The organism is Micromonospora sp. CNZ295, assembly GCF_004217535.1.
Window position 1 is genome coordinate 4,945,227 of record NZ_SHKZ01000001.1, and the last position, 17,551, is coordinate 4,962,777.

The 17,551-nt window shown below is 73.5% G+C and carries 15 protein-coding genes; 6 read left to right on the forward strand and 9 right to left on the reverse strand.

From position 1 onward, the window contains the following. The first annotated feature begins 127 nt into the window (after positions 1–127). The 6 genes from ccsA to EV376_RS23125 all read left to right on the forward strand — a co-directional run bounded on the left by ccsA (position 128) and on the right by EV376_RS23125 (position 5,352). On the forward strand, positions 128–883 hold the full coding sequence (ccsA, locus tag EV376_RS23100) for a cytochrome c biogenesis protein CcsA (protein WP_165438066.1): 756 nt from the start codon (positions 128–130) through the stop codon (positions 881–883). Next, positions 883–1,290, forward strand: a complete 408-nt coding sequence (locus EV376_RS23105) for a cytochrome c maturation protein CcmE (RefSeq protein ID WP_130326495.1) — start codon at positions 883–885, stop codon at positions 1,288–1,290. The genes ccsA and EV376_RS23105 overlap by 1 nt, the downstream gene beginning before the upstream one ends. Next, the gene (locus EV376_RS23110) at positions 1,280–3,220 is read left to right on the forward strand and encodes a cytochrome c-type biogenesis CcmF C-terminal domain-containing protein (protein ID WP_130326497.1); all 1,941 of its coding nucleotides are present in this window, start codon (positions 1,280–1,282) and stop codon (positions 3,218–3,220) included. The genes EV376_RS23105 and EV376_RS23110 overlap by 11 nt, the downstream gene beginning before the upstream one ends. Beyond that, positions 3,217–3,780 carry a redoxin domain-containing protein gene (locus EV376_RS23115; RefSeq protein ID WP_165438067.1) on the forward strand — a complete coding sequence of 188 codons (564 nt, stop codon included), beginning with the start codon at positions 3,217–3,219 and terminating at the stop codon, positions 3,778–3,780. The genes EV376_RS23110 and EV376_RS23115 overlap by 4 nt, the downstream gene beginning before the upstream one ends. Before the next feature lie 62 nt (positions 3,781–3,842). Continuing rightward, positions 3,843–4,721, forward strand: coding sequence for a cytochrome c-type biogenesis protein CcmH (locus EV376_RS23120; RefSeq protein ID WP_165438068.1), 879 nt, complete (start codon positions 3,843–3,845; stop codon positions 4,719–4,721). Between the two features lie 211 nt (positions 4,722–4,932). After that, entirely contained in the window at positions 4,933–5,352 is a 420-nt protein-coding gene (locus EV376_RS23125; RefSeq protein ID WP_130326503.1) for a PPOX class F420-dependent oxidoreductase, read from the forward strand. A gap of 42 nt (positions 5,353–5,394) precedes the next feature. Here the strand turns inward: EV376_RS23125 and EV376_RS23130 are convergent, their stop codons facing one another. The 9 genes from EV376_RS23130 to EV376_RS23170 all read right to left on the reverse strand — a co-directional run bounded on the left by EV376_RS23130 (position 5,395) and on the right by EV376_RS23170 (position 17,270). After that, positions 5,395–6,651 carry a M50 family metallopeptidase gene (locus EV376_RS23130; protein ID WP_130326505.1) on the reverse strand — a complete coding sequence of 419 codons (1,257 nt, stop codon included), beginning with the start codon at positions 6,649–6,651 and terminating at the stop codon, positions 5,395–5,397. Continuing rightward, positions 6,648–7,694 (reverse strand): lantibiotic dehydratase C-terminal domain-containing protein, encoded by a 1,047-nt coding sequence (locus EV376_RS23135; protein WP_165438069.1) that lies wholly within the window; start codon positions 7,692–7,694, stop codon positions 6,648–6,650. The genes EV376_RS23130 and EV376_RS23135 overlap by 4 nt, the downstream gene beginning before the upstream one ends. Beyond that, positions 7,687–10,467 (reverse strand): lantibiotic dehydratase, encoded by a 2,781-nt coding sequence (locus EV376_RS23140; RefSeq protein WP_130326509.1) that lies wholly within the window; start codon positions 10,465–10,467, stop codon positions 7,687–7,689. The genes EV376_RS23135 and EV376_RS23140 overlap by 8 nt, the downstream gene beginning before the upstream one ends. Positions 10,468–10,546: 79 nt before the next feature. Continuing rightward, on the reverse strand, positions 10,547–12,163 hold the full coding sequence (locus EV376_RS23145) for a nitroreductase family protein (RefSeq protein ID WP_130326511.1): 1,617 nt from the start codon (positions 12,161–12,163) through the stop codon (positions 10,547–10,549). Positions 12,164–12,173: 10 nt separating this feature from the next. Further along, positions 12,174–14,132 (reverse strand): TOMM precursor leader peptide-binding protein, encoded by a 1,959-nt coding sequence (locus EV376_RS23150; RefSeq protein ID WP_130326513.1) that lies wholly within the window; start codon positions 14,130–14,132, stop codon positions 12,174–12,176. A gap of 95 nt (positions 14,133–14,227) precedes the next feature. Continuing rightward, positions 14,228–14,413 (reverse strand): thiazolylpeptide-type bacteriocin, encoded by a 186-nt coding sequence (locus tag EV376_RS23155; protein WP_120331700.1) that lies wholly within the window; start codon positions 14,411–14,413, stop codon positions 14,228–14,230. 75 nt (positions 14,414–14,488) lie between these two features. Next, positions 14,489–14,707, reverse strand: a complete 219-nt coding sequence (locus tag EV376_RS23160; RefSeq protein WP_130326515.1) for a thiazolylpeptide-type bacteriocin — start codon at positions 14,705–14,707, stop codon at positions 14,489–14,491. Between the two features lie 189 nt (positions 14,708–14,896). Next, a complete protein-coding gene (locus EV376_RS23165) occupies positions 14,897–15,079 on the reverse strand; it encodes a hypothetical protein (RefSeq protein ID WP_088993325.1) in 183 nt (60 codons plus the stop codon). Positions 15,080–15,134: 55 nt separating this feature from the next. After that, positions 15,135–17,270 carry a TOMM precursor leader peptide-binding protein gene (locus tag EV376_RS23170; protein WP_165438070.1) on the reverse strand — a complete coding sequence of 712 codons (2,136 nt, stop codon included), beginning with the start codon at positions 17,268–17,270 and terminating at the stop codon, positions 15,135–15,137. Positions 17,271–17,551: the final 281 nt, after the last annotated feature.

The window sequence follows — 17,551 nt, forward strand, 5'->3', positions numbered from 1 at the left end:
AACGTTAGCCTCGGCTGGCCGCCTTTACCCATTTTATGCCTAAGAAGGCGTATGGGGGATTACGAGGCTTATGGTGGGCTCCAGCCCCACCTTCGGTCGAGCGCCTCCGGGCGCGGACAGGGAGATCATGCCAGCCTCCACGGTGGACCTCCTCGCGGACACCGCCAGAGCAGCCGCCACCCGGCGGACGATGGCCTGGGCCGCCTGCGGGCTCGCCGCGGCGGCCGTGGTGGCCGGCGGGTGGCTCGCACCCCCCGACGAACTGCAGGGCGAGGCCCAACGGCTGATGTACCTGCACGTGCCCGCCGCCTGGGTGGCGTACGCGGCGTTCGCCGTCGTGCTGGCCACCAGCGGGGCGTACCTGGTCGGCGGTGACCTGCGCTGGGACCGGTTCGCCCGGGCGGCGGCGGAGATCGGGGTGGCGCTCACCGCCACGGCCATCGTCACCGGGGCCCTCTGGGGGCACCTGGTCTGGGGCACCTGGTGGGCCTGGGACCCCCGCCTGGTCAGCACCACGCTGCTGCTGCTCGCCTACGCCGGCTACCTGGCTCTGCGCCGGGCCCTCGCCGAGCGGACGGGGGCGCGCGACGGCGGGGACCACCGGATCGCCAAGCCCGCCGCGGTGGTCGGGATGGCCGGCTTCCTCCTCGTGCCTGTGGTGCACTTCTCCGTCATCTGGTGGCGTTCGCTGCACCAGCAGGCGACGATGCTGGCCCCGCACCGGCCACCGATCGACCCTCGGATGGCCACCGCGCTGCTGCTCGCCGTGGCCGCCGCCACCCTCGCCGGCTGGTGCCTCCTGCTGCACCGGGTGGTCCGCCTGGAGCGTCGGCTGACTTCCCGGCCCTCCTCCGCCGAGCGGACCCCGGTGGGAGTGGGCTGATGCGTCGCCGGGCGGGCCGGCTGGCTCTCCTCGCGGTGCTGCTCGCCACCGGCGGGCTGCTGGTCACCAGCGCGCTCCGCGACACCGTCACGTACTACCAGACGCCGGGCGAACTGCTCGCCGACCCCGACGCCACGCAGCACCGGGTCCGCCTCGGCGGCGACGTGGTACCCGGGTCGCTGCGCCACGACGGCGACCGGGTCCTCTTCCGCCTGACCGAGGACGGTCACGAGATCATCGTCGAGCAGCGCGGCGCACCCCCGCAGACGTTCCGGGAGGGTACGGAAGCGGTTGTCGAAGGCACGCTGTCCCCCGACGGCGTGTTCCGCTCGGACAGCGTCCTGGTCCGCCACGGAAACGAGTACCACCCGTCGTCCGCACCGACGGTTCCGGTCGATGCTCGGTGACCTCGGCACCGCCGGCCTCGCCGTCGGGCTGGCCTGCGCGACCCTGACCGCGCTGCTCTGGCTGCGGGTGGCCCTCCTCGGCGCGCCCGTGCGCCCCGCCCGGCTCGGGACCGCCGCCACCCTGGCCGCGGCCGCGCTGGCCTGCGCCCTGCTGGAGGCGGCGCTGCTGCGGCACGACTTCAGCGTGCGGTTCGTGGCCGAGAACGGCGGCCGGCACGTTCCGCTCTACTACACCCTGACCAGCCTCTGGTCCGCCCTGGACGGTTCGCTGCTGCTCTGGCTGCTGGTCCTCGCCGGGTACGCGGTGCTGCTGGCCCGGCGCGCCTACCCGCCCCGGCTGCACGCGTACGCGATGGTGGTCGTCAGCGTGGTCACGCTCTTCTTCTTCGCGTTGTCCACCTTCGCCGCGAACCCGTTCCGCCCGGTGAGCCCCGTTCCGGTCGACGGCCCCGGCCCGAACCCCCTGCTGCAACAGCATCCGGCCATGGGTGTGCACCCACCGCTGCTCTACGCCGGCTACCTCGGCCTGGTCATACCGTTCGCCCTCGCGCTGGCGGCGCCGCTGGCGGGACGGGACGGCGCGGGCTGGGTACGAGCCGCGCGGCCGTGGGCGCTGATCGCGTGGGCCGCGCTCACCGCCGGCATCGGCCTGGGTGCCTGGTGGTCGTACGCGGTGCTGGGCTGGGGTGGCTACTGGGCGTGGGACCCGGTGGAGAACGCCTCCCTGCTGCCCTGGCTGACCGCCACCGCGTTTCTGCACACCACCCTGGTCCGCGGCCGGGCCGCCTGGCACAGCGCGCTGGCCTGCGCCAGCTTCCTGCTGGTCCTGCTCGGCACCTTCCTCACCCGGTCCGGCGCGGTGGCCAGCGTGCACGCCTTCACCGACTCACCGCTCGGCCCGATGCTGCTCGGCTTCGTGCTGCTGGGGGTGCTCGGGTCGACCGTCCTGACCGGCCGTGGGATCCCCGAACCGGCCCGTCCCGGACGCCCACCGGCGCTGTCCCGCCCCACCCTCGCGCTGGTCAACGGCGTACTCCTGGTGACCATTGCCGCGGTGGTGCTGATCGGCACGATCCTGCCGCTGCTGTCGGCCCCGGTCAGCGGCACCCGCGCCTCGGTGGGGCCCGCCTACTACCAACGGACCGCGGTGCCGCTGGCGGTCGTGCTGCTCCTGGTGATGGGCGTGACCCCCGCGCTGCGGGTCCGCGACCGCTCGGCGGCGCTGCGCCGGCTCGCCGTTCCCGCCGGCGCAGGCCTGGGCGCCGTGGCCCTGGTCGGCCTGCTCAGCCGGCCCGGCCTGGCCGCGCTCACCGCGTTCGGCGCGGCGGGGTTCGTCCTCACCGGCCTGGCCGGGGAGGCGGCCCACCGGCTGCGACGGTCCGCCCCGCCCCGGCGATCGGGCCGGCTCGGCGCGCTGGCCGCACACGCCGGGATCGCCCTGGTCGCGCTCGGCGTGGCCGGGTCATCGGCGTACGGCCGGGACGCCGAGCGGACGCTGCGGGTGGGTGAGACCCTGCGGGTCGGCGACGTCGCGGTCCGCCTGGAGGGCGTGGATCGCACCGGTGGCGAGGCAACCATGTCGGTGCGGGCCCGGCTGGCGGTCACCGCATCGGGCCGGGCCGCTGCGGTGATGACCCCGGCGCTGCGCTACCACCCCGCGCGGGACTCCGCCGTCACCGTGCCGGTGATCCGCACCGGCCTGCTGGGTGACACGTACGTCACGCTGATCGCCGTCGCCGCCGACAGCGGCAGCGCCACCGTGCGGCTGGCGGTGAACCCGCTGGTCGGCCTGCTCTGGGCCGGCGGCGCGCTGACCGCCACCGGCGGGCTGCTCGCGGCCGCCGCCACCGCCCGTGCGCGGGGACGCCCGGCCGGCCGCGGCGAGCGCCCGCGGTCCTCGGTGCCGGCCGGCGCCGGAGACCCGACGTGAGACGGCCGGCCCTACGGCGCCCCGGGTGGCTGCGGGCGGGTCAGGCGACGGTGCTCGCGCTCACCGTCCTCGTCGGCACGCTGGTCGCCGTCGGCCTGCGCGCCCCCGATCCGTCGCATCCCGAGCGGACTCCGGCGGTTGTCGGACCCTCCGCCCCGGCACTGTCGGGAGCCACCCTGGACGGTGACCGTTTCGCGCTCACCGACCTGCGCGGCAACGTGGTGCTGGTCAACGTCTTCGCCTCCTGGTGCGGGCCCTGCCGCGACGAGCTGCCGCTGCTGGTGGACGCCGAACGGGCCTGGTCCCCGCGCGGCCTGCGGCTGGTCGGGCTGAACGTCCGCGACGGCGCCGACGCGGTCCGGGCGCTGCTCGATGAGACCGGCGCGAAGGGGCTCACCGTGGTGCCCGACCCGGACGGCACCCGGGCGGTCGAGTGGGGGGTGCGGGGCGTACCGGAGACCTTTGTGGTGGACCGCGACGGAAGGATCGTCGACCGGCAGCCGGGCGTGGTGACCCGGCAGTGGCTGGAGCAGCGGATCGCGCCGCTGCTGACCGGATGATCCGGCGGCGCGCCTCCGGGCGCGTCACCCGAGTCTCGGCGGGAACCAGGCGGTACGCCCTGGTGGCGCTCGTCCTCAGCGCACTGGCCGCCGCGGCGGGCCTGGGCCTGTACCGGTCGGCGGTCGAGGACGGCCGGCCGGACCCGGTGCGCGCGGTCGCCGCCGAGCTGCGCTGCCCGTCCTGCGAGGGTGAGTCGGTGGCGGACTCCCGGTCACCGATCGCGGCGGCCATGCGTCAGGTGGTGACGGACCAGGTCGCCCAGGGGCGGGACCGCGACGAGATCCGACGGTGGTTCGTCGAGCGGTACGGCCCGGACGTGCTGACCGATCCGCCAGGGCGCGGGGTGCGGCTGCTGCTCTGGGGCGTACCCCTGCTGGCTCTGCTGGGCGGCGGCTACGCGGCGCGGCGGACGCTGCGACCCGGAGCCGCCCGGGCCCGCCCCGCCGCGCCCTGGCGGCCGGACGCCCGGGGCGCGCGGCGGGTGTGGCGGGTGGCATCGGCGGCCGTGGTGGCACTCGTGGCCTGCGTCGCGGTCGTCGCCGGCCGGCTCGACCCACCCGCCCGGCCGGCCCCGGCGGACCCGGTCGCGGTCGCCCTCCATCTCGCCCATGACCTGGAGACGCAGCACCGGTACGACGCCGCGGCGCAGATGTACCAGGAGGCGTTGCGGGACCGGTCCGACGACGGGGTCCGGTTGCGGCTCGCCTTCGCGCTGCTGCGGGCCGGCGACGACGGCGGCGCGCAGCGAACCGCCCGAGAGGTCCTGGCCCGCGAGCCGGATTCCCCCGACGGCCTGCTGGTGCTGGGGCTGGCGCAGCGGAACAGCCGGTCCGCCGAGGCGGAGCGGACGCTGCGGCGTTTCCTGGCGGTCGCACCGGCCCACCCGGCCGCCACGGAGATCAAGCAGCTGCTTGCCGCGGGTCAGTCCACCGGGCGCTGACGGTGCTCCGTGAAGATGGTGGGGTGCGATCGGAGACACTGTCGGGTCGCGTTGCGCTGTCCGCCGGCGACGCGTGGTTCCTGCACAACCGGCCCTGATCAGACCGTGCCCCGGCGGGCCCCCCGAGTGCGACGGCCAGACCGTAGCCGACCCGACCGGCCCGACGGTTGCGTACATTGCGGGAGGTCACGCTGCCGCGAGGAGGAACATCATGTCGAAGCCGCCGCTGCCCGAACCTGCGGTCACCATGCTCCGCAAGCCGAACCCCGCCGTCATCGCCACGCTCCGACCCGACGGTCAGCCGGTCTCCGCGGCCACGTGGTATTTGTGGGACGACGGCCGGATCATGGTGAACATGGACGAGGGTCGCCGCAGGCTGAGCCATCTGCGCAACGACCCCCGGGTCACCCTGACGGTGCTGGACGACCAGGCCTGGTACACCCACGTCACGCTCATCGGGCGCGTCGTCGAATTCCGCGACGACGAGGACCTGGCGGACATCGACCGGCTCTGCCAGCACTACAACGGAAGCCCGTATCCACGGCGCGATCGCCGACGGGTCAGCGCTTGGTTCGAGATCGACCGCTGGCACGGGTGGGGCGCGCTGAAGGACAACAGCCAGGTCGGCTGAGGCGGCGACCGGCCAGCAGCGAGGACGGCTGTCCGCCCGCGCTCAGGCCCGTGCGGCCGCCCGTCGTGACGCCGCCTCGGCCGAACCGCCGCCGGCCGCCGCGTGCCGACGCCGGGCGAGATGACCGCCGAGCGCGAGCAGCAGAACGGCCTCGGCGGCCAGCACGAGGACCGCCCAGCCCGGGCCGATCCACCGGGCCAGCGAGTCGTACCAGAACCGGACGAGTACGGTCAGCACCGTCACCGCGAACAGCGCCGACGCGACCCCGTACGCGACGAAGACCACCCGGTCGCGGCGGCGGTAGCCGGCCACGGCCGGCGGGCCACCACGTAGCAGGCGGCCCCAGAACGCGTACGTGTCGCCCCGCAGGTCGACCAGGTTCAGCGCGTGGCTGAGCATGTAGTAGCCGTCCAGCCGCAGGAACGGCACCAGGTTGAGCGCGGCGGTGGCGGTGCCGAACAGCAGCATCGGGCCGGCCAGGTCGCGCAGCGGGCCGGGATCGGCCCAGATCCGGATCGCGACGAACGGCACCAGGGCGAGCATGCTGACGAACACGCCGGCGAACGCCGTGGCAACCCGCCCGCGCCGGCTGAACAGCACGACGTCGTCGACCTTGCAGTACGGGGCGAGCAGCGGGAACCGCCACATGACGCCGATCTCGGTGACCTGCCCGCCGAAGTGCCGGCAGGTCAGCCCGTGTGCGCACTCGTGCAGGAAGACGATCGCCCAGGTGATCACCACCGCGGCGAGGACGGCGGCGAGCGGGCGTGCGCCGCCGCCGACTCCGGCAGCCAGTTCGGGCAGGTGCGCCGCCACGTAGCCGGCCACGACGCACACGGCGAGCAGTCCGGGGAGCACGAACGCCCAGCCGAACAGGGGTCGGAGCAGGGGCAGCAGGCGATCGAAGAGCCGGCTGGGGTCCAGGAGCGGGAACCGGGCCGACAGCGGTCCCCGGCGCGTCGGCGCCGCGCCCTGCGCCGCCGACTCGGCGAGCCGGGCCAGTTCCTGGGGTTCGGTGGCACCGTCGAGCAGCTGCCGCCGCTGGAGCATGCCGAACAGCTGCTGCCAGCTCTGCGGACCGAGCCGCCGCTGGTACGCCGCGGCGTAGTCGGCGGCGAGTTCGTCCAGTGTGCGGGTGCCGTCCATGCGGGACAGCAGGAAGTGCTCCCGGGGGCCGATCCGGTAGTAGCAGCCCGTTTCCGCGTCCTTGACGTGGTGTACGAGCTTGCCGCCCCGCCACTGGCCGGGGCCGAGCACCACCGCGGGGCGCAGCCGGGGGCGGGACCAGACCGCTGTCATCGCGCGCCGGCCGGGGTGTCGTCGCGCAGCGCCGTACCCATGAGGTACGACAGGTAGATCTCGTCGAGGATGCTCACGCCGAGGCGGTTGTTGGTCATGTGCGCGTACGAGCTGAGCAGGATCGGCACGGCGGTGTCGGGGTCGGTGACCGTGGTGGGTGTGCCGGCGCCGCGGCGAAAGACGAGCTCGCCGCGGTGCGCCGTGGCCACCACCCGCTCCCGCAGCTCGCGGCAGTGCACCAGCCACCGGCCCTCGACGCCGCCGGGGTGGACGGATGTGTCGTCGCGAGCGGCGGCACGGATGTCGGCGAGCCGGTTGCGCAGCGCGTTGTCCATCCGTCGGTAGCTGGCGTCGAAGCTGTCGTGGTAGTCGTCGCTGGGCTCGGCGTAGGAGATCTCCCAGAAGCGCCGGTACTCGTCGAGGAAATCGGCGATCCGCCGGTCGTCCGGGAGGAAGGCGGCGCACATCATCATGGTGAGCTGGGCGGACAGCCCGAGCAGCACGGGTCGCACGTGCACGTTGGTGGTGGCCAGCAGGTCGAGCACGATGTCGCTGGAGTGCTCGAAGTGCCACTCGGCGAGCTCGACGCCGACCGGGCCGCCGTACCGCCCGTACTCCCGCTCGTAGGGGATGTGGTGGTAGCTGTTGTTGGGCCGCATCGGCATGACGCCGTCGGGTCCGTACTCCGCGTCCCAGCGCTCGCGACCGTACTCGGCGAGGAACATCTGCTTGTACAGGTCGCCCAGGCCCTCGCTGTCCACCTCGTACAGGGCGGGCCGGCGGTGCAGGAACGCCGTGACGGCCGCGTCGACGCGGGCTCGCACCACCGTGGGGTCGACGCCCGGCGCGGGCAGCACCCGCAGCCGGACGTGCGGGCCCTCCATCCAGTACTTGATGAAGAAGTACCGGCTGATCATCCCCGTGGCTCGCAGGGCGTCGACCAGCGGCCGGACGCACTCGACCAGCATCGGGTTGGCGTTGCTGGCGTAGAAGACATGCACGCTCAGCCAGCCGTGGTCGGTCGGCGACGGGTAGTCAGGCATGGTCCACTCCCCCTCGGACGCCATTGAGTTCGACGGTCAGTTCGGTCACGTAGCTGCCGGAGTCGCCGCGCAGCACCTGCTCGTCGCGGCCGGGCAGCATCTCGGTCAGCACCATCCGGCTACCTGCCGCGCGGGCCGTCGCCTCGAGAAGCTGCAGCGAGAAGTAGCTGTCGAAGTCCACGTAGAGCGGCTTGTGGTCCGGTCGCCCGCCGGTGCGCGCGCCTCGCGGACCGGTCTGGTCGTCGGCGACGGGCGTGAGCCGGGAGCCCTCCGGCGTGGCGAAAGCCCGCCGGGGCAGCGAGTTGTCACGTCGCCACCGCTGCCAGGCCAGGAACCAGTCGGCGTCGCCCTGCCCGGGGGTGCGGTACGGCAGGCAGGCCGGGTGCAGCTTCCACATCCGCCGTTGCAGCACCAGGTCGCCGTACACGATGCGCGGATAGCCGGCGACGCCCAGACCGGGCAGCGGCACGGTGGTGCCGGCCCACAGGTCGGGCTGGGCCATGCCCAGGTAGCCGAAGTTGAGCAGGACCTGCTGCACCTCGGGCAGTGCCATCGGCAGCAGGAAGCCGAGGTACACGGGGATCACCTCGGCGTCGAGTCGGCGCGAGTGCAGCAGCAGCCGGTCGGCGACCGGATCGTGCTGGATGCTCAGGTCGTCCATGTGGATCTGCTCGGCGACCGGCCGGAAGCTGACCTCGCCCGGGCAGACCAGCTCGTACGGGGTGACCGCCGGGTGCAGGTTCAGGTTCGTCGCGTCGTACCCGCCCTTGAGTTCGGCGAGCACGGCGCCGGGCGGCCGGAGGCGGGTCAGTTCGGCGCGCAGCGCGCCGGCGAGGTCCTGGTCGGCGAAGAGGCTGGCGAAGCGGGAGAAGAGCAGGGTCATTCCGGAGTAGATGCGGTTGACCACCACCCGCTGCCGCTCGCCCTGGTCGGCGATCTGGAGGAAGAACGACCGCGGGTCGAGGGTGCCGAGCGTCTGCGGTACCAGGGCCACGACCTCGGTCATGAACGCCTCGTCGAGGACCAGTTCGTCGGCGCCGGTGGGCAGCCGCCGGTACGCGTCGTTGATTCGCCGGGCCACCTCCACCCGGGCATCGTCCAGCGCCGTGATCTCCTCCTGCCGGAACCAGTTCTCCTGCCGGACGTAGCGGTTGTCCTCGTCGAACGCGCGGCGGCGCAGCATCCGGCCGGTGTAGTGCTCGAAGAAGTCCTGCTGGAACTCGTGGGCGAAGGTGAGCAGGTCGTCGCAGCGACCGCCGGCGCCGTACCGGGCCCGGAAGAACCCGCGGGTGGCGAGCCGGCGGGGCAGGTTGATGTCGAACACCGGCATGATCCGGGCCAGCGCCCGTAGACCCGGCAGGACGTCGCGTTCCCAGCGTTCCCGGTCGGCCGTGACCGGCCCCTGGGTGTGCAGTGCGCTGTCCTCGTACAGCACCGTCCGGGGAGCCGGGATGTCGGGCCGGCCGAGGTCGGCGTGCGCGGTGGTCAGCTCGGTGCGGATGCCGTCGAGCGCCCGGCGGCGTCCATCGATGTCCTGCCTCGGATAGCCGGCCGCCAGTTCGTTGGCCGCGGCGATCCGCTCGGCGAGCGCGTCGGCCCACGGCCGGTCGATGCGGCGCAGCGCGAGCCGGTACGCCTCGACCGGGTCGTCGGCGTGGATGTCCAGGTGCAGGTTCGGCACCACCAGCAGCCCGACCCGGAGCAGGTGGTGCAGGTACTGGGCGATCTCGTCGGCCGAGCGGCTCTCGGTGGTCAGCTCGGTGACCAGATCGGCGAACCGCCGTACCCGGCCGTCCTCCAGCGCCGCCAGGATCTCGTGCAGCACCCGGCCCGTGGGCAGCACGAACAGCGACTCGTGGACGGACTCCAGGGTGATCGCCGCGTCGCCGTCCTCGGAGCTGGTCCGCCGGCGGCGCAGGTAGCGCAGCCGGCCGTGGGCGATCCGCCACCCGGTCGTCACGGTCAGCGGCAGGTCGGCCCGCAGCGTCTCGTCGGCCAGGACGATGGCGGACAGCCGGCCCAGGGCCGCGAGGTTGAGTCGGGCGCTTCCCCGTTTCGCCGTACCCGCCCCCTCGGTGGTCGGTACGACGTGCAGCAGGGAGCCGGATCCGGTGCCGAAGGCGCCCACGTTCACCGTGGTCAACCGGCTGAACGGGCTGGTCTTGGTGGCGGTGCGGAAGGTGTACTCCAGCAGCGACCGCTCCACCCTGCGGGCCCGCTTGCCGAGCGGTCCGGTGCCCGTGCGGTAGCCGGGAAGGTAGCGGTCCAGCGACGGGGACGCCAGCAGGATGCCACTGCGCAGATCCGGGTCGTCGGCGAGTTCGCGGAGCGCGTCCCGCCGCCGGATCAGCTCCTCGTCGAGCACCGCCGGGCCGGTGGCGATTTCCCGGTGGTAGGCCGCCATGGTGTCCAGCCATCCGGTCAGCTCCCGGTGGGTCCGCGCGCCGAGCGCCGCCGCCGGCCACGCTGCCGGGTCTGCGGGGCGGGGTTGACGGATGTTGAACACATCCCGGCGGAGCCGGATCAGCCGTTGGCGCAGCTCGTCGTCGGCCAGGTTCCGCGCCACCGCGGCCTGCAGGGCGTCGGCCAGCTGACGCCCGCTCGCCCGGAGCCGGTTCTCCAGGTCCAGCACGCGGCGGGTCCAGTCCGCCGTCCGGTCGAAGGCCAGCCGGTCGGCCACCTCGATCGGCAGGCCGGCGGTGCGCAGCATGAACACCTCGGGCATCCGCCAGGAGACCGCGGTCACCGGGGGTGCGGGCAGGGACACCGTCACGGGTTTCTCCTTCGTCGGCGGCGGTCGGGAACGGGTGCCGGTGACCGGCCGGCCACGGGCGCCGGCCGACCCTGGACTGTCACAGCCGGTGCACCAGATCGGCGGTGATCTCGGGTTGCCGTCCGAGGAGCAGGAACAGCACGGTCCGCTCGTCCGTGCCGTCCAGCCCGAGGGCGGTGTTCATGGCGACGTTGTCGAAGCCGAGCACCGCACCGCAGCCGAGCCGCTGCGCGGTGGCGGCGCAGTACGCGCGCTGGGCGACGCTGCCCACCTCGGCGTTGAGGATCCGGTAGCCGCGGGGGCCGAACACGTCGAGGACGGCGTCCGGCCGGCCCGAGATGGCCAGCACCGCGCCGACCTGGTCCATGGTGTAGTTGGTCAGGAAGTACTGCTGTTGCAGGAAGGCGGCCATCCCGCCGGTCGGCTCCGGACCGGCCGGCAGAAGCGCGTGCCGGCGGGCGCAGTAGGCATATCCGCCGCCGGGCAGCCCGGCCACGTGGTTGGCGAAGACCCACAGCCGGGTCAGGGCCGGCCCGCCGTCGTCGCGTTTGACGTCTGCCGGGTAGCGTCGCGCGGCGGCGGCGACGGCGAGCGTGGTGCCGAGATCCGCCGTGGTCAGCTCGGGGGGCCGCCGGAAGCGGCCGAAGCTGCTGGACCGGGTGCTCAGCACGGCCGACAGTGGCCGGTGGAGCCGGTCCAACCCGGGCGTGGGCAGCGCGACCGTCTCGCCGGGCAGTTCGTGGGGCGCGGCGTCGGCGACGGCGTCGGGTGCCGGCGCCGCGGGGGCGGCCGCGGCCCGGTGCACCGCGGTGACGGCGGCGAAGTCGCGGATCCGGCGGGACCGCTCGAAGGCCCGGTGGCGCACCTGCACGTGCGGCCTGGGCTTCGCTGGCGCCGGGGCGGCCGGTTCGACGCCGGCCCAGTTCAGGGGTACGGCGGCGAAGACGCTCTCCTCGTCGCCGGGCAGGCCGAGCAGCCGGTCCAGGGGTGCCGGGTCGAAGCAGAGCAGCCGGCGCAGCGGTGCGCCCAGCGCCGGTGCGAGCAGGTCCCACGAGCCCAGCAGGGCACCGAGGTCCTGGGTGACCACGTGGTAGCAGAAGCTGTTGTATTTGAACGAGTTCTTCCAGAACCGGATGCTGGCCAACAGGTAGCTGTCGGCCGGCGGCGGTGTCGGGCCGTCGGTGGTGAGGGCGGCGCGGACGGTGCCGGTGACGTCGCCGAGCAGGAGCCGCTCCAGCAGGTGCGCTCCGGTGTGGTAGTGGTACACGCCGGGCAGCAGCGGCCCGCGCGGGCCGGCGACCAGGTAGAGCTCGACCGGGTACATTCCTCCGCCGGATGCGGTGCCCCGCCCCCAGACCGCGTGCTCGAAGTGCGTCCGCTTGGCGACGTCCTGGTTCCAGTTGACCGTCAGCCGTCGGTCCAGCACCCCGTACGACAGCCGCAGCAGGGCGGCCAGCCGCGGCAGCGACCAGCCGGTGGCCGGTGGCAGGCCCTGCCCGGTGTGCACGTCGCGCAGGGTCGGCAGCTCGGGCAGGTCCGCGGGCAGCGGCAGCCGCAGCGTGTCCGGGTAGCTCTTGTGTCGCGAGGGCTGGTCGGTCCAGTCCACCTCGTAGTTGAGCGGCTCCATCGGCGTCCGGGCCCGGCGGAACACCGCCTCGGTGTAGCCGCGGACGACCTCGAGGGCCTCCTGCTGCATGTCGGCGCTCCTAGGGGAATGGGTGCGGGTGGGGGTTGCGGCCGGTGGCGCCGAGACCGTCCGGCCCGTGCCGGCCGCGCGCCAGGTACCGGGTCAACCGGTCGCTCCAGAGGACGCGCTGCCGTTGCCAGCCGAAGTCGATCGGCACCAGCGCCGGAGCCACCACGGCCATCGTGTGCACGCCGGCGGCGTCCTGCTCGGGGCAGGTCTGGTCGACGGCGACGACGTCGCCGCCGAGGCCGGCGATGAGCCCGGCGAGGTAGGCCATGTCGTCCCGTAGGTCGTCGTGCGTGGGCCGCGCGGCCAGCCAGTCGTCGTAGAGCTGCGGCATGGACCGTCGGGGCGGGTCCGCGAAGAGGAACGCCGCGTGTCGCGCCATCTCCGGCAGGCCGTAGAGCAGTGCGTGGTGGCTCAGCTCGGTGACCTTCGTGTAGTCCCGGACCATCTCCCGCAGCTCGGGCTCGCTGGCGGCGACGCGCTCGTCGAAGCCGGGGACGTACGAGGCGGTCTCGCACAGCGCCGCGCGGACCGCGTCGTCGGGGTCGAGGCTGGCGCCGGCGGCGAAGCAGAGCTGCCCGAGGCCGTCACCGCGCTTGACCGCGACCGCGGTGACGACCGGCACCGGCAGGTCGGCGCGCGTGTCGAAGAGCCGGATGTCGTAGCCGAGCAGGTCGACGCGGTCGAGCATGAAGTGCACCCGCTCGTCGCGGCAGCTGACCGGGTCGATCTCGGCCAGCCGGGCCGAGCCGTACCAGGCGAGCAGGAAGGCGTCCCGCTCGACCAGTTCGAGCATGCCGTGCAGCAGTGCCTCCTCGGGGCAGCTGCCGCTGGCGCAGCCGTTGGAGCACTCCTGGACGAACTTGCGCTGGTCGGTGCGGCGGTCGAGGTAGTAGACGAGCTGTTCGGGGACGAGCCGGGGCCGGTTGTCCCGCAGCGACCATCCCCACACCCAGTGCATGGGCTCGTCGGGAGAGTACGGCGCGTAGTAGAGGCCGTGACCGTGGTAGAAGGCCGGGTGGTAGCCGAGGCCGGCCGGGTCCAACGCGTCGGGGGCGAGGTTGGCGTAGCTGTCGAACACCTCGGTGCGGCGGGCCCGCGGAAACTGGCCGGCGTACCGTTCCAGGCCTTCCAGCAGGGCGTACGTCTCGCTGCTGCCGTAGCTGTTGGCGTGCCCGCTCCACCACATCTCGTGCAGGTCGTAACGGCTGCGGACCCGGAAGTAGCCGGTCACCGGCGCCGTGGCGGTGGCGTTGTAGGCGCGCAACGGGTTGCCGCCGAGCGCACCTGCGACGGGGTTGGCCAGCGCCGTGACCGGCAGGTCCAGCTCGCCGGCCGCCCGCAGCCGGTACGTGGTCGGGCCGGGCTTCGGCCGCCGGGTCAAGGGGATGACCGCGGCGTCGCGGCTGTCCGGCCGCGGTGTCGCGCAGGCGGGACACTCGGAGTCGGCCAGCACGTCGACGGTCGTCGTCTCCAGGGTGTCCATCCGCAGCTGGTACAGCCGGCCCACGCCCGGGCGGTCGGCTCGCGGGCGGCACGCCTGGCCCACCAGGTGCCACAGCGCGTCGACGGCGAACGGGGTCAGGTGCGGCAGTGGCGCCACCACGCCCACCCGGGCGCCGTGTTCCAGGGCGTGCCGTTCCTCCCGGACCCGGATGGCCTGCCATCGGCGCTGCACGCACAGCGGGCACGGTCCGGGCTCGGCGCCGGCGGTGCCGGTGAAGCGCGGGCCGACGAGCGCCGTCGCGCCATTCAGCCAGATCGGAACCACCTCACGGGTACGTCCGTCACCGGCCTCGGCGTACGTGTCGCTCAGGCCGAGCGCGGCGATGCGTACGGCGAGCTGGCCCGGCGGCACGGCGCGGTCGCCGGGCGGCTCCGAGCGGTCCTGGACGCGCTGGTGGAACGCCTCCCCGAGTTGCTTGAGGCTGATGTCCCAGGCGGTGGAGGTGGTCCGGACGTCGATGATCATGCGCGTTCACCTGTCTGCGGTCGCGGGTGCGGTGGATCGAAACCGGGCTCCCCGCCGGCGTGGCTCGCCGGCGGGGGCGGCTGCGACGGGACGGATCACCCGCCGCCGCATCCGGTGCTGGTGCTGCTGCTGCAGCAGCTGGATGTGCTGCAGCTACAGCAGCTTGAGCAGGAACAGCTGGAGCTGGACCAGTCCATGACCATCGCGTCGATCGCGTCGACGTCCTCGATCTCGAACGTCTCGCTCTCCAACGCGCGAAGCTCCTCGGTCAGTTCCGGCATTTCCTCAACCTCCCCTCGGGCTTGTCCGGGCCGCCTCGCCGTTCGGCCGTCCGGATCGGCCGGTGGCGCCGGGGCTCAGCTGGTGCTGCTGCAACTCGACGAGGTGCAGCTGCAACAACTGGACGTGCTGCAGCTGGAGCAGCTCGATGTGCTGGTGCTGCTGCTGCAGATGTCCATCAGGTCGGCGGACAGGTCTGCGATGTCCTCGACCTCGAACGTCTCGGTCTGCAGGTCACGCAGTTCGGTGCGGACCGAGTCGGGCAGTGCGGCGGGTGTCCGGGGTTGTGTCGGCATGGCCTCTCCTCGAGCGGCGGTGAACGTCGGTCATGGTGGGTCTGCGTCCGCACCACCACGGTGGACCCAGTGGAGGCAGGCAGGGCTGCTCGCCGGCGCGGCCGGCGGCGGATGGTGCGTCGTGTGCGGCGTCCCACCGGAGAAGGCTCTGGTCGGCGCGGGGCTCGGGCCCCGGGCATCCGGTCACGGTCAGCCGCAGCTGGACGTGCTGGTGCTCGTGCTGCAGCAGCTGGATGTGCTGCAGCTACAGCAGCTCGAACAGGAGCAGCTGGAGCTGCTGGCGGCCAGGGCCTCGCCGCCGTCCTCGACCTCCTCGATCTCGAAGGTCTCGGTCTCCAGTTCGCGGAGCTCGTCGTTGAGCGTGATCGGCATGGGTGTCACCTCCTTCCCGCGTCGCGTGCCTCGCTGGGACCACTGTCGTGGTGGTTCAGTCGGCCGTGCGGCCGTCGTGACGCAGCAGCACCACACCGCTGTGGAAGGCGCCGGTGGCGCGGACGTCCCGGGTGGTGGTCTCCACCAGAAGGGCGCTGATTCCCCGGCCGGCGAGAGCGGCCAGCACCGCGTCCCGGTCCGTGCCGCCGGTCGCCGGGGCGGGGCCGCTGGCGGTGGCGGTGAGCACGGCCGGGTCCAGATCCGCGAGCACAGGGTCGCCGAGATCCGCCTCGATCCCCTCGAAGTGCCGCACCTGAAGGCGCCCGACCAGGTCGCGTACGGCGGCGAGCCGGGTGGCGACCGGATCGAACCCGGCGGCCAACCACCAGTCACGGGTGCTTCCGTCCGGCCCTTGCGTCACCGCGAACACGGCGTGCGCCGGCGCGGCGCCGGTGAGGACGTACCCGGCGATCTGCCACCCGAAGCGGTGGGCTGCCTTGACCACGAACGCGGTGTCGTCGTCGGCGACGAGGTCCGCCTCGCTCAACCGGGCCAGGCCGGTGCCGGTGCGCAGCGCCGAGGTCAGTGCGTGGTGGGCGAGGGCGTCGGCCAGACCCTGGTCGATCACTTCGTCCAGGGTGGCTGCGGCCGCCGCGCCGGCGACCGTCCGCTCGGCGAGGCCCTCGCCGTTGGCAGCGGAGGTGGCCAGCGCCACCGCGGCGGGCACCCATAGCGTCTCGGTCCGGCCCAGCACCCGGGCCGGCAGCCAGCGCAGCAGCCGCCCCGGGTCGTACGGCGGCAGTCCCGTGGCGGTGTCCAGCGCGGTCCAGGGCACCGGCTCGTCGCCCCGCTCGCGAAGCTGCGCGGCGGTGGCCACCACACCGAGGTGCGGGTCGGCGTACCGGGCGGCGTGGTCACGGACCGCCGCCCGGTACGCGGCGAGTCGAGCAGTCATCACAGTGTGCACGTCGAAGGCGGTCAGCTCGCGCGGTCCGGGCACCCGCAGCCGGGCCGTCTTCAGCGGCGCCTGCTCGAGAGGGTCGTCCACGAAGCGGGTGAAGACGCCGACGTTCGGCGACACCAGGGCCTGCGCGCGCTGGTAGGTCTCCTCGTCGGATTCGACCCGCCCGGCCGGCGCGGGGACCTCGACGTGGCGGCACCAGGGGCAGGCCGGGTGCGGCAGCACCGGTTCGCGCACCGATTCCAGGGTGGCGCGGTCCAGCAGGAGCACCCCGTCGGCGGTGTCCGGCGGCAGCGCCCCGGTGAGCGACCGGAACACCTCGAACGCCGCGGCGTTGCCGAGCATCCGCGCGGTCACCTCGGGCAGCGGTGCGGGCGCGTCGCTTCCGGCTCCGAGCGCGACGTGCCGCCAGAACGACGCGGCGAGCGCCGGATCGGCGGCGGCCGTGAGCCGCAGTTGGGCGCACAGCCAGCAGGGCGTCCGGCCGGCCTCGACGGCCGGCCCGACGACCGCCCGCTGTTCGTCCCAGGTCACGGGCACCAGCAGTGGGCCGTCGCGGTGGCAGGCGTGGGCCAGCTCGGCGAGCCGGGGCAGGCGGTCGCGGTCCGCGCAGTACAGCAGCGCGTCCGCCCCGCTCGGGTCGAGAGGTCCATCGTGCACCGTGACCTCGGCGGTCAGGCCGTCGGCGCGCAGGTCGGCCACATCGGCGCGCAGCGCCTCGGCGTACCGGCCCGGATCGTCGTCCGGGTACAGGTCCAGCCGCAGGCAGCCGTTGCGGAGCAGGCCGGCGGCGGCAGCCAGCAGGGTGGGGCCGCCACCGGCCAGCACCACCCGGGCGGTGGCGAAGCGCAGGAACCGGCCGGCGGCGTCGTCGGCGAAGTGGTCGACGAACTCGACCTGCGCGGCGAAGCGCCGGGCCAGCGGTGCGGCCAGCGCGGTGCGCTCCCCCGCGTCCTTGGCGAAGCCGCGGGCGAGCAGCGCCTGCACCAGGCTGAGGACGGTCCGTCGTTGCCCGCTGTCCAGCGACGCGGTGAGCTCGGCCAGAGTGTGCTCGCCGTTGAGGTACGGGCTCAGCGAGGTCAGCCAGCGGAAGGCGGACCTTCCCTTGATCAGGAACGCGGTGTCCGGTCCGCGGAGGTACGCGCCGGCCGGCGCGTCCAGGAAAACCACGTCATGCCGCAGCTTGGGCCGCATTTCCATGGTCCGTGCACCGTCCTGCGGCAGGCTCATCCCGGCTCCTATGCCAACGATCACAGGTGATTCGAAAGTGTCTTCATGCTGCCCAAGATCAACTCTTTCGTCAACAAAATGTTTCGTCCTGACCAGTGACGGCAGCCAATTAACCGGCGTTGAGCTGCGGCTAAGACAAAAACGCGAGCGCACGCGGGATTGGGGCCTTCCGAAGCGGATCAACCTTCGCTACCCTGTGGGCGTCGTCGACGCTGCCGCAGGTCAGAAGGTTTTACATCGTTCCAGGCCGCACGGCGATCCGACGACGGGCGGCGTGCGCG

Excerpts from the sequence above, each read along its gene's own strand:
- ccsA (WP_165438066.1), top strand. The coding sequence starts at position 128 with ATGCCAGCCTCCACGGTGGACCTCCTCGCGGACACCGCCAGAGCAGCC.
- EV376_RS23135 (WP_165438069.1), bottom strand. The coding sequence starts at position 7,694 with ATGCCTGACTACCCGTCGCCGACCGACCACGGCTGGCTGAGCGTGCAT.
- EV376_RS23125 (WP_130326503.1), top strand. The coding sequence starts at position 4,933 with ATGTCGAAGCCGCCGCTGCCCGAACCTGCGGTCACCATGCTCCGCAAG.
- EV376_RS23130 (WP_130326505.1), bottom strand. The coding sequence starts at position 6,651 with ATGACAGCGGTCTGGTCCCGCCCCCGGCTGCGCCCCGCGGTGGTGCTC.
- EV376_RS23165 (WP_088993325.1), bottom strand. The coding sequence starts at position 15,079 with ATGCCGATCACGCTCAACGACGAGCTCCGCGAACTGGAGACCGAGACC.
- EV376_RS23150 (WP_130326513.1), bottom strand. The coding sequence starts at position 14,132 with ATGATCATCGACGTCCGGACCACCTCCACCGCCTGGGACATCAGCCTC.
- EV376_RS23105 (WP_130326495.1), top strand. The coding sequence starts at position 883 with ATGCGTCGCCGGGCGGGCCGGCTGGCTCTCCTCGCGGTGCTGCTCGCC.
- EV376_RS23170 (WP_165438070.1), bottom strand. The coding sequence starts at position 17,270 with ATGAGCCTGCCGCAGGACGGTGCACGGACCATGGAAATGCGGCCCAAG.
- EV376_RS23145 (WP_130326511.1), bottom strand. The coding sequence starts at position 12,163 with ATGCAGCAGGAGGCCCTCGAGGTCGTCCGCGGCTACACCGAGGCGGTG.
- EV376_RS23155 (WP_120331700.1), bottom strand. The coding sequence starts at position 14,413 with ATGCCGGAACTGACCGAGGAGCTTCGCGCGTTGGAGAGCGAGACGTTC.
- EV376_RS23160 (WP_130326515.1), bottom strand. The coding sequence starts at position 14,707 with ATGCCGACACAACCCCGGACACCCGCCGCACTGCCCGACTCGGTCCGC.
- EV376_RS23110 (WP_130326497.1), top strand. The coding sequence starts at position 1,280 with ATGCTCGGTGACCTCGGCACCGCCGGCCTCGCCGTCGGGCTGGCCTGC.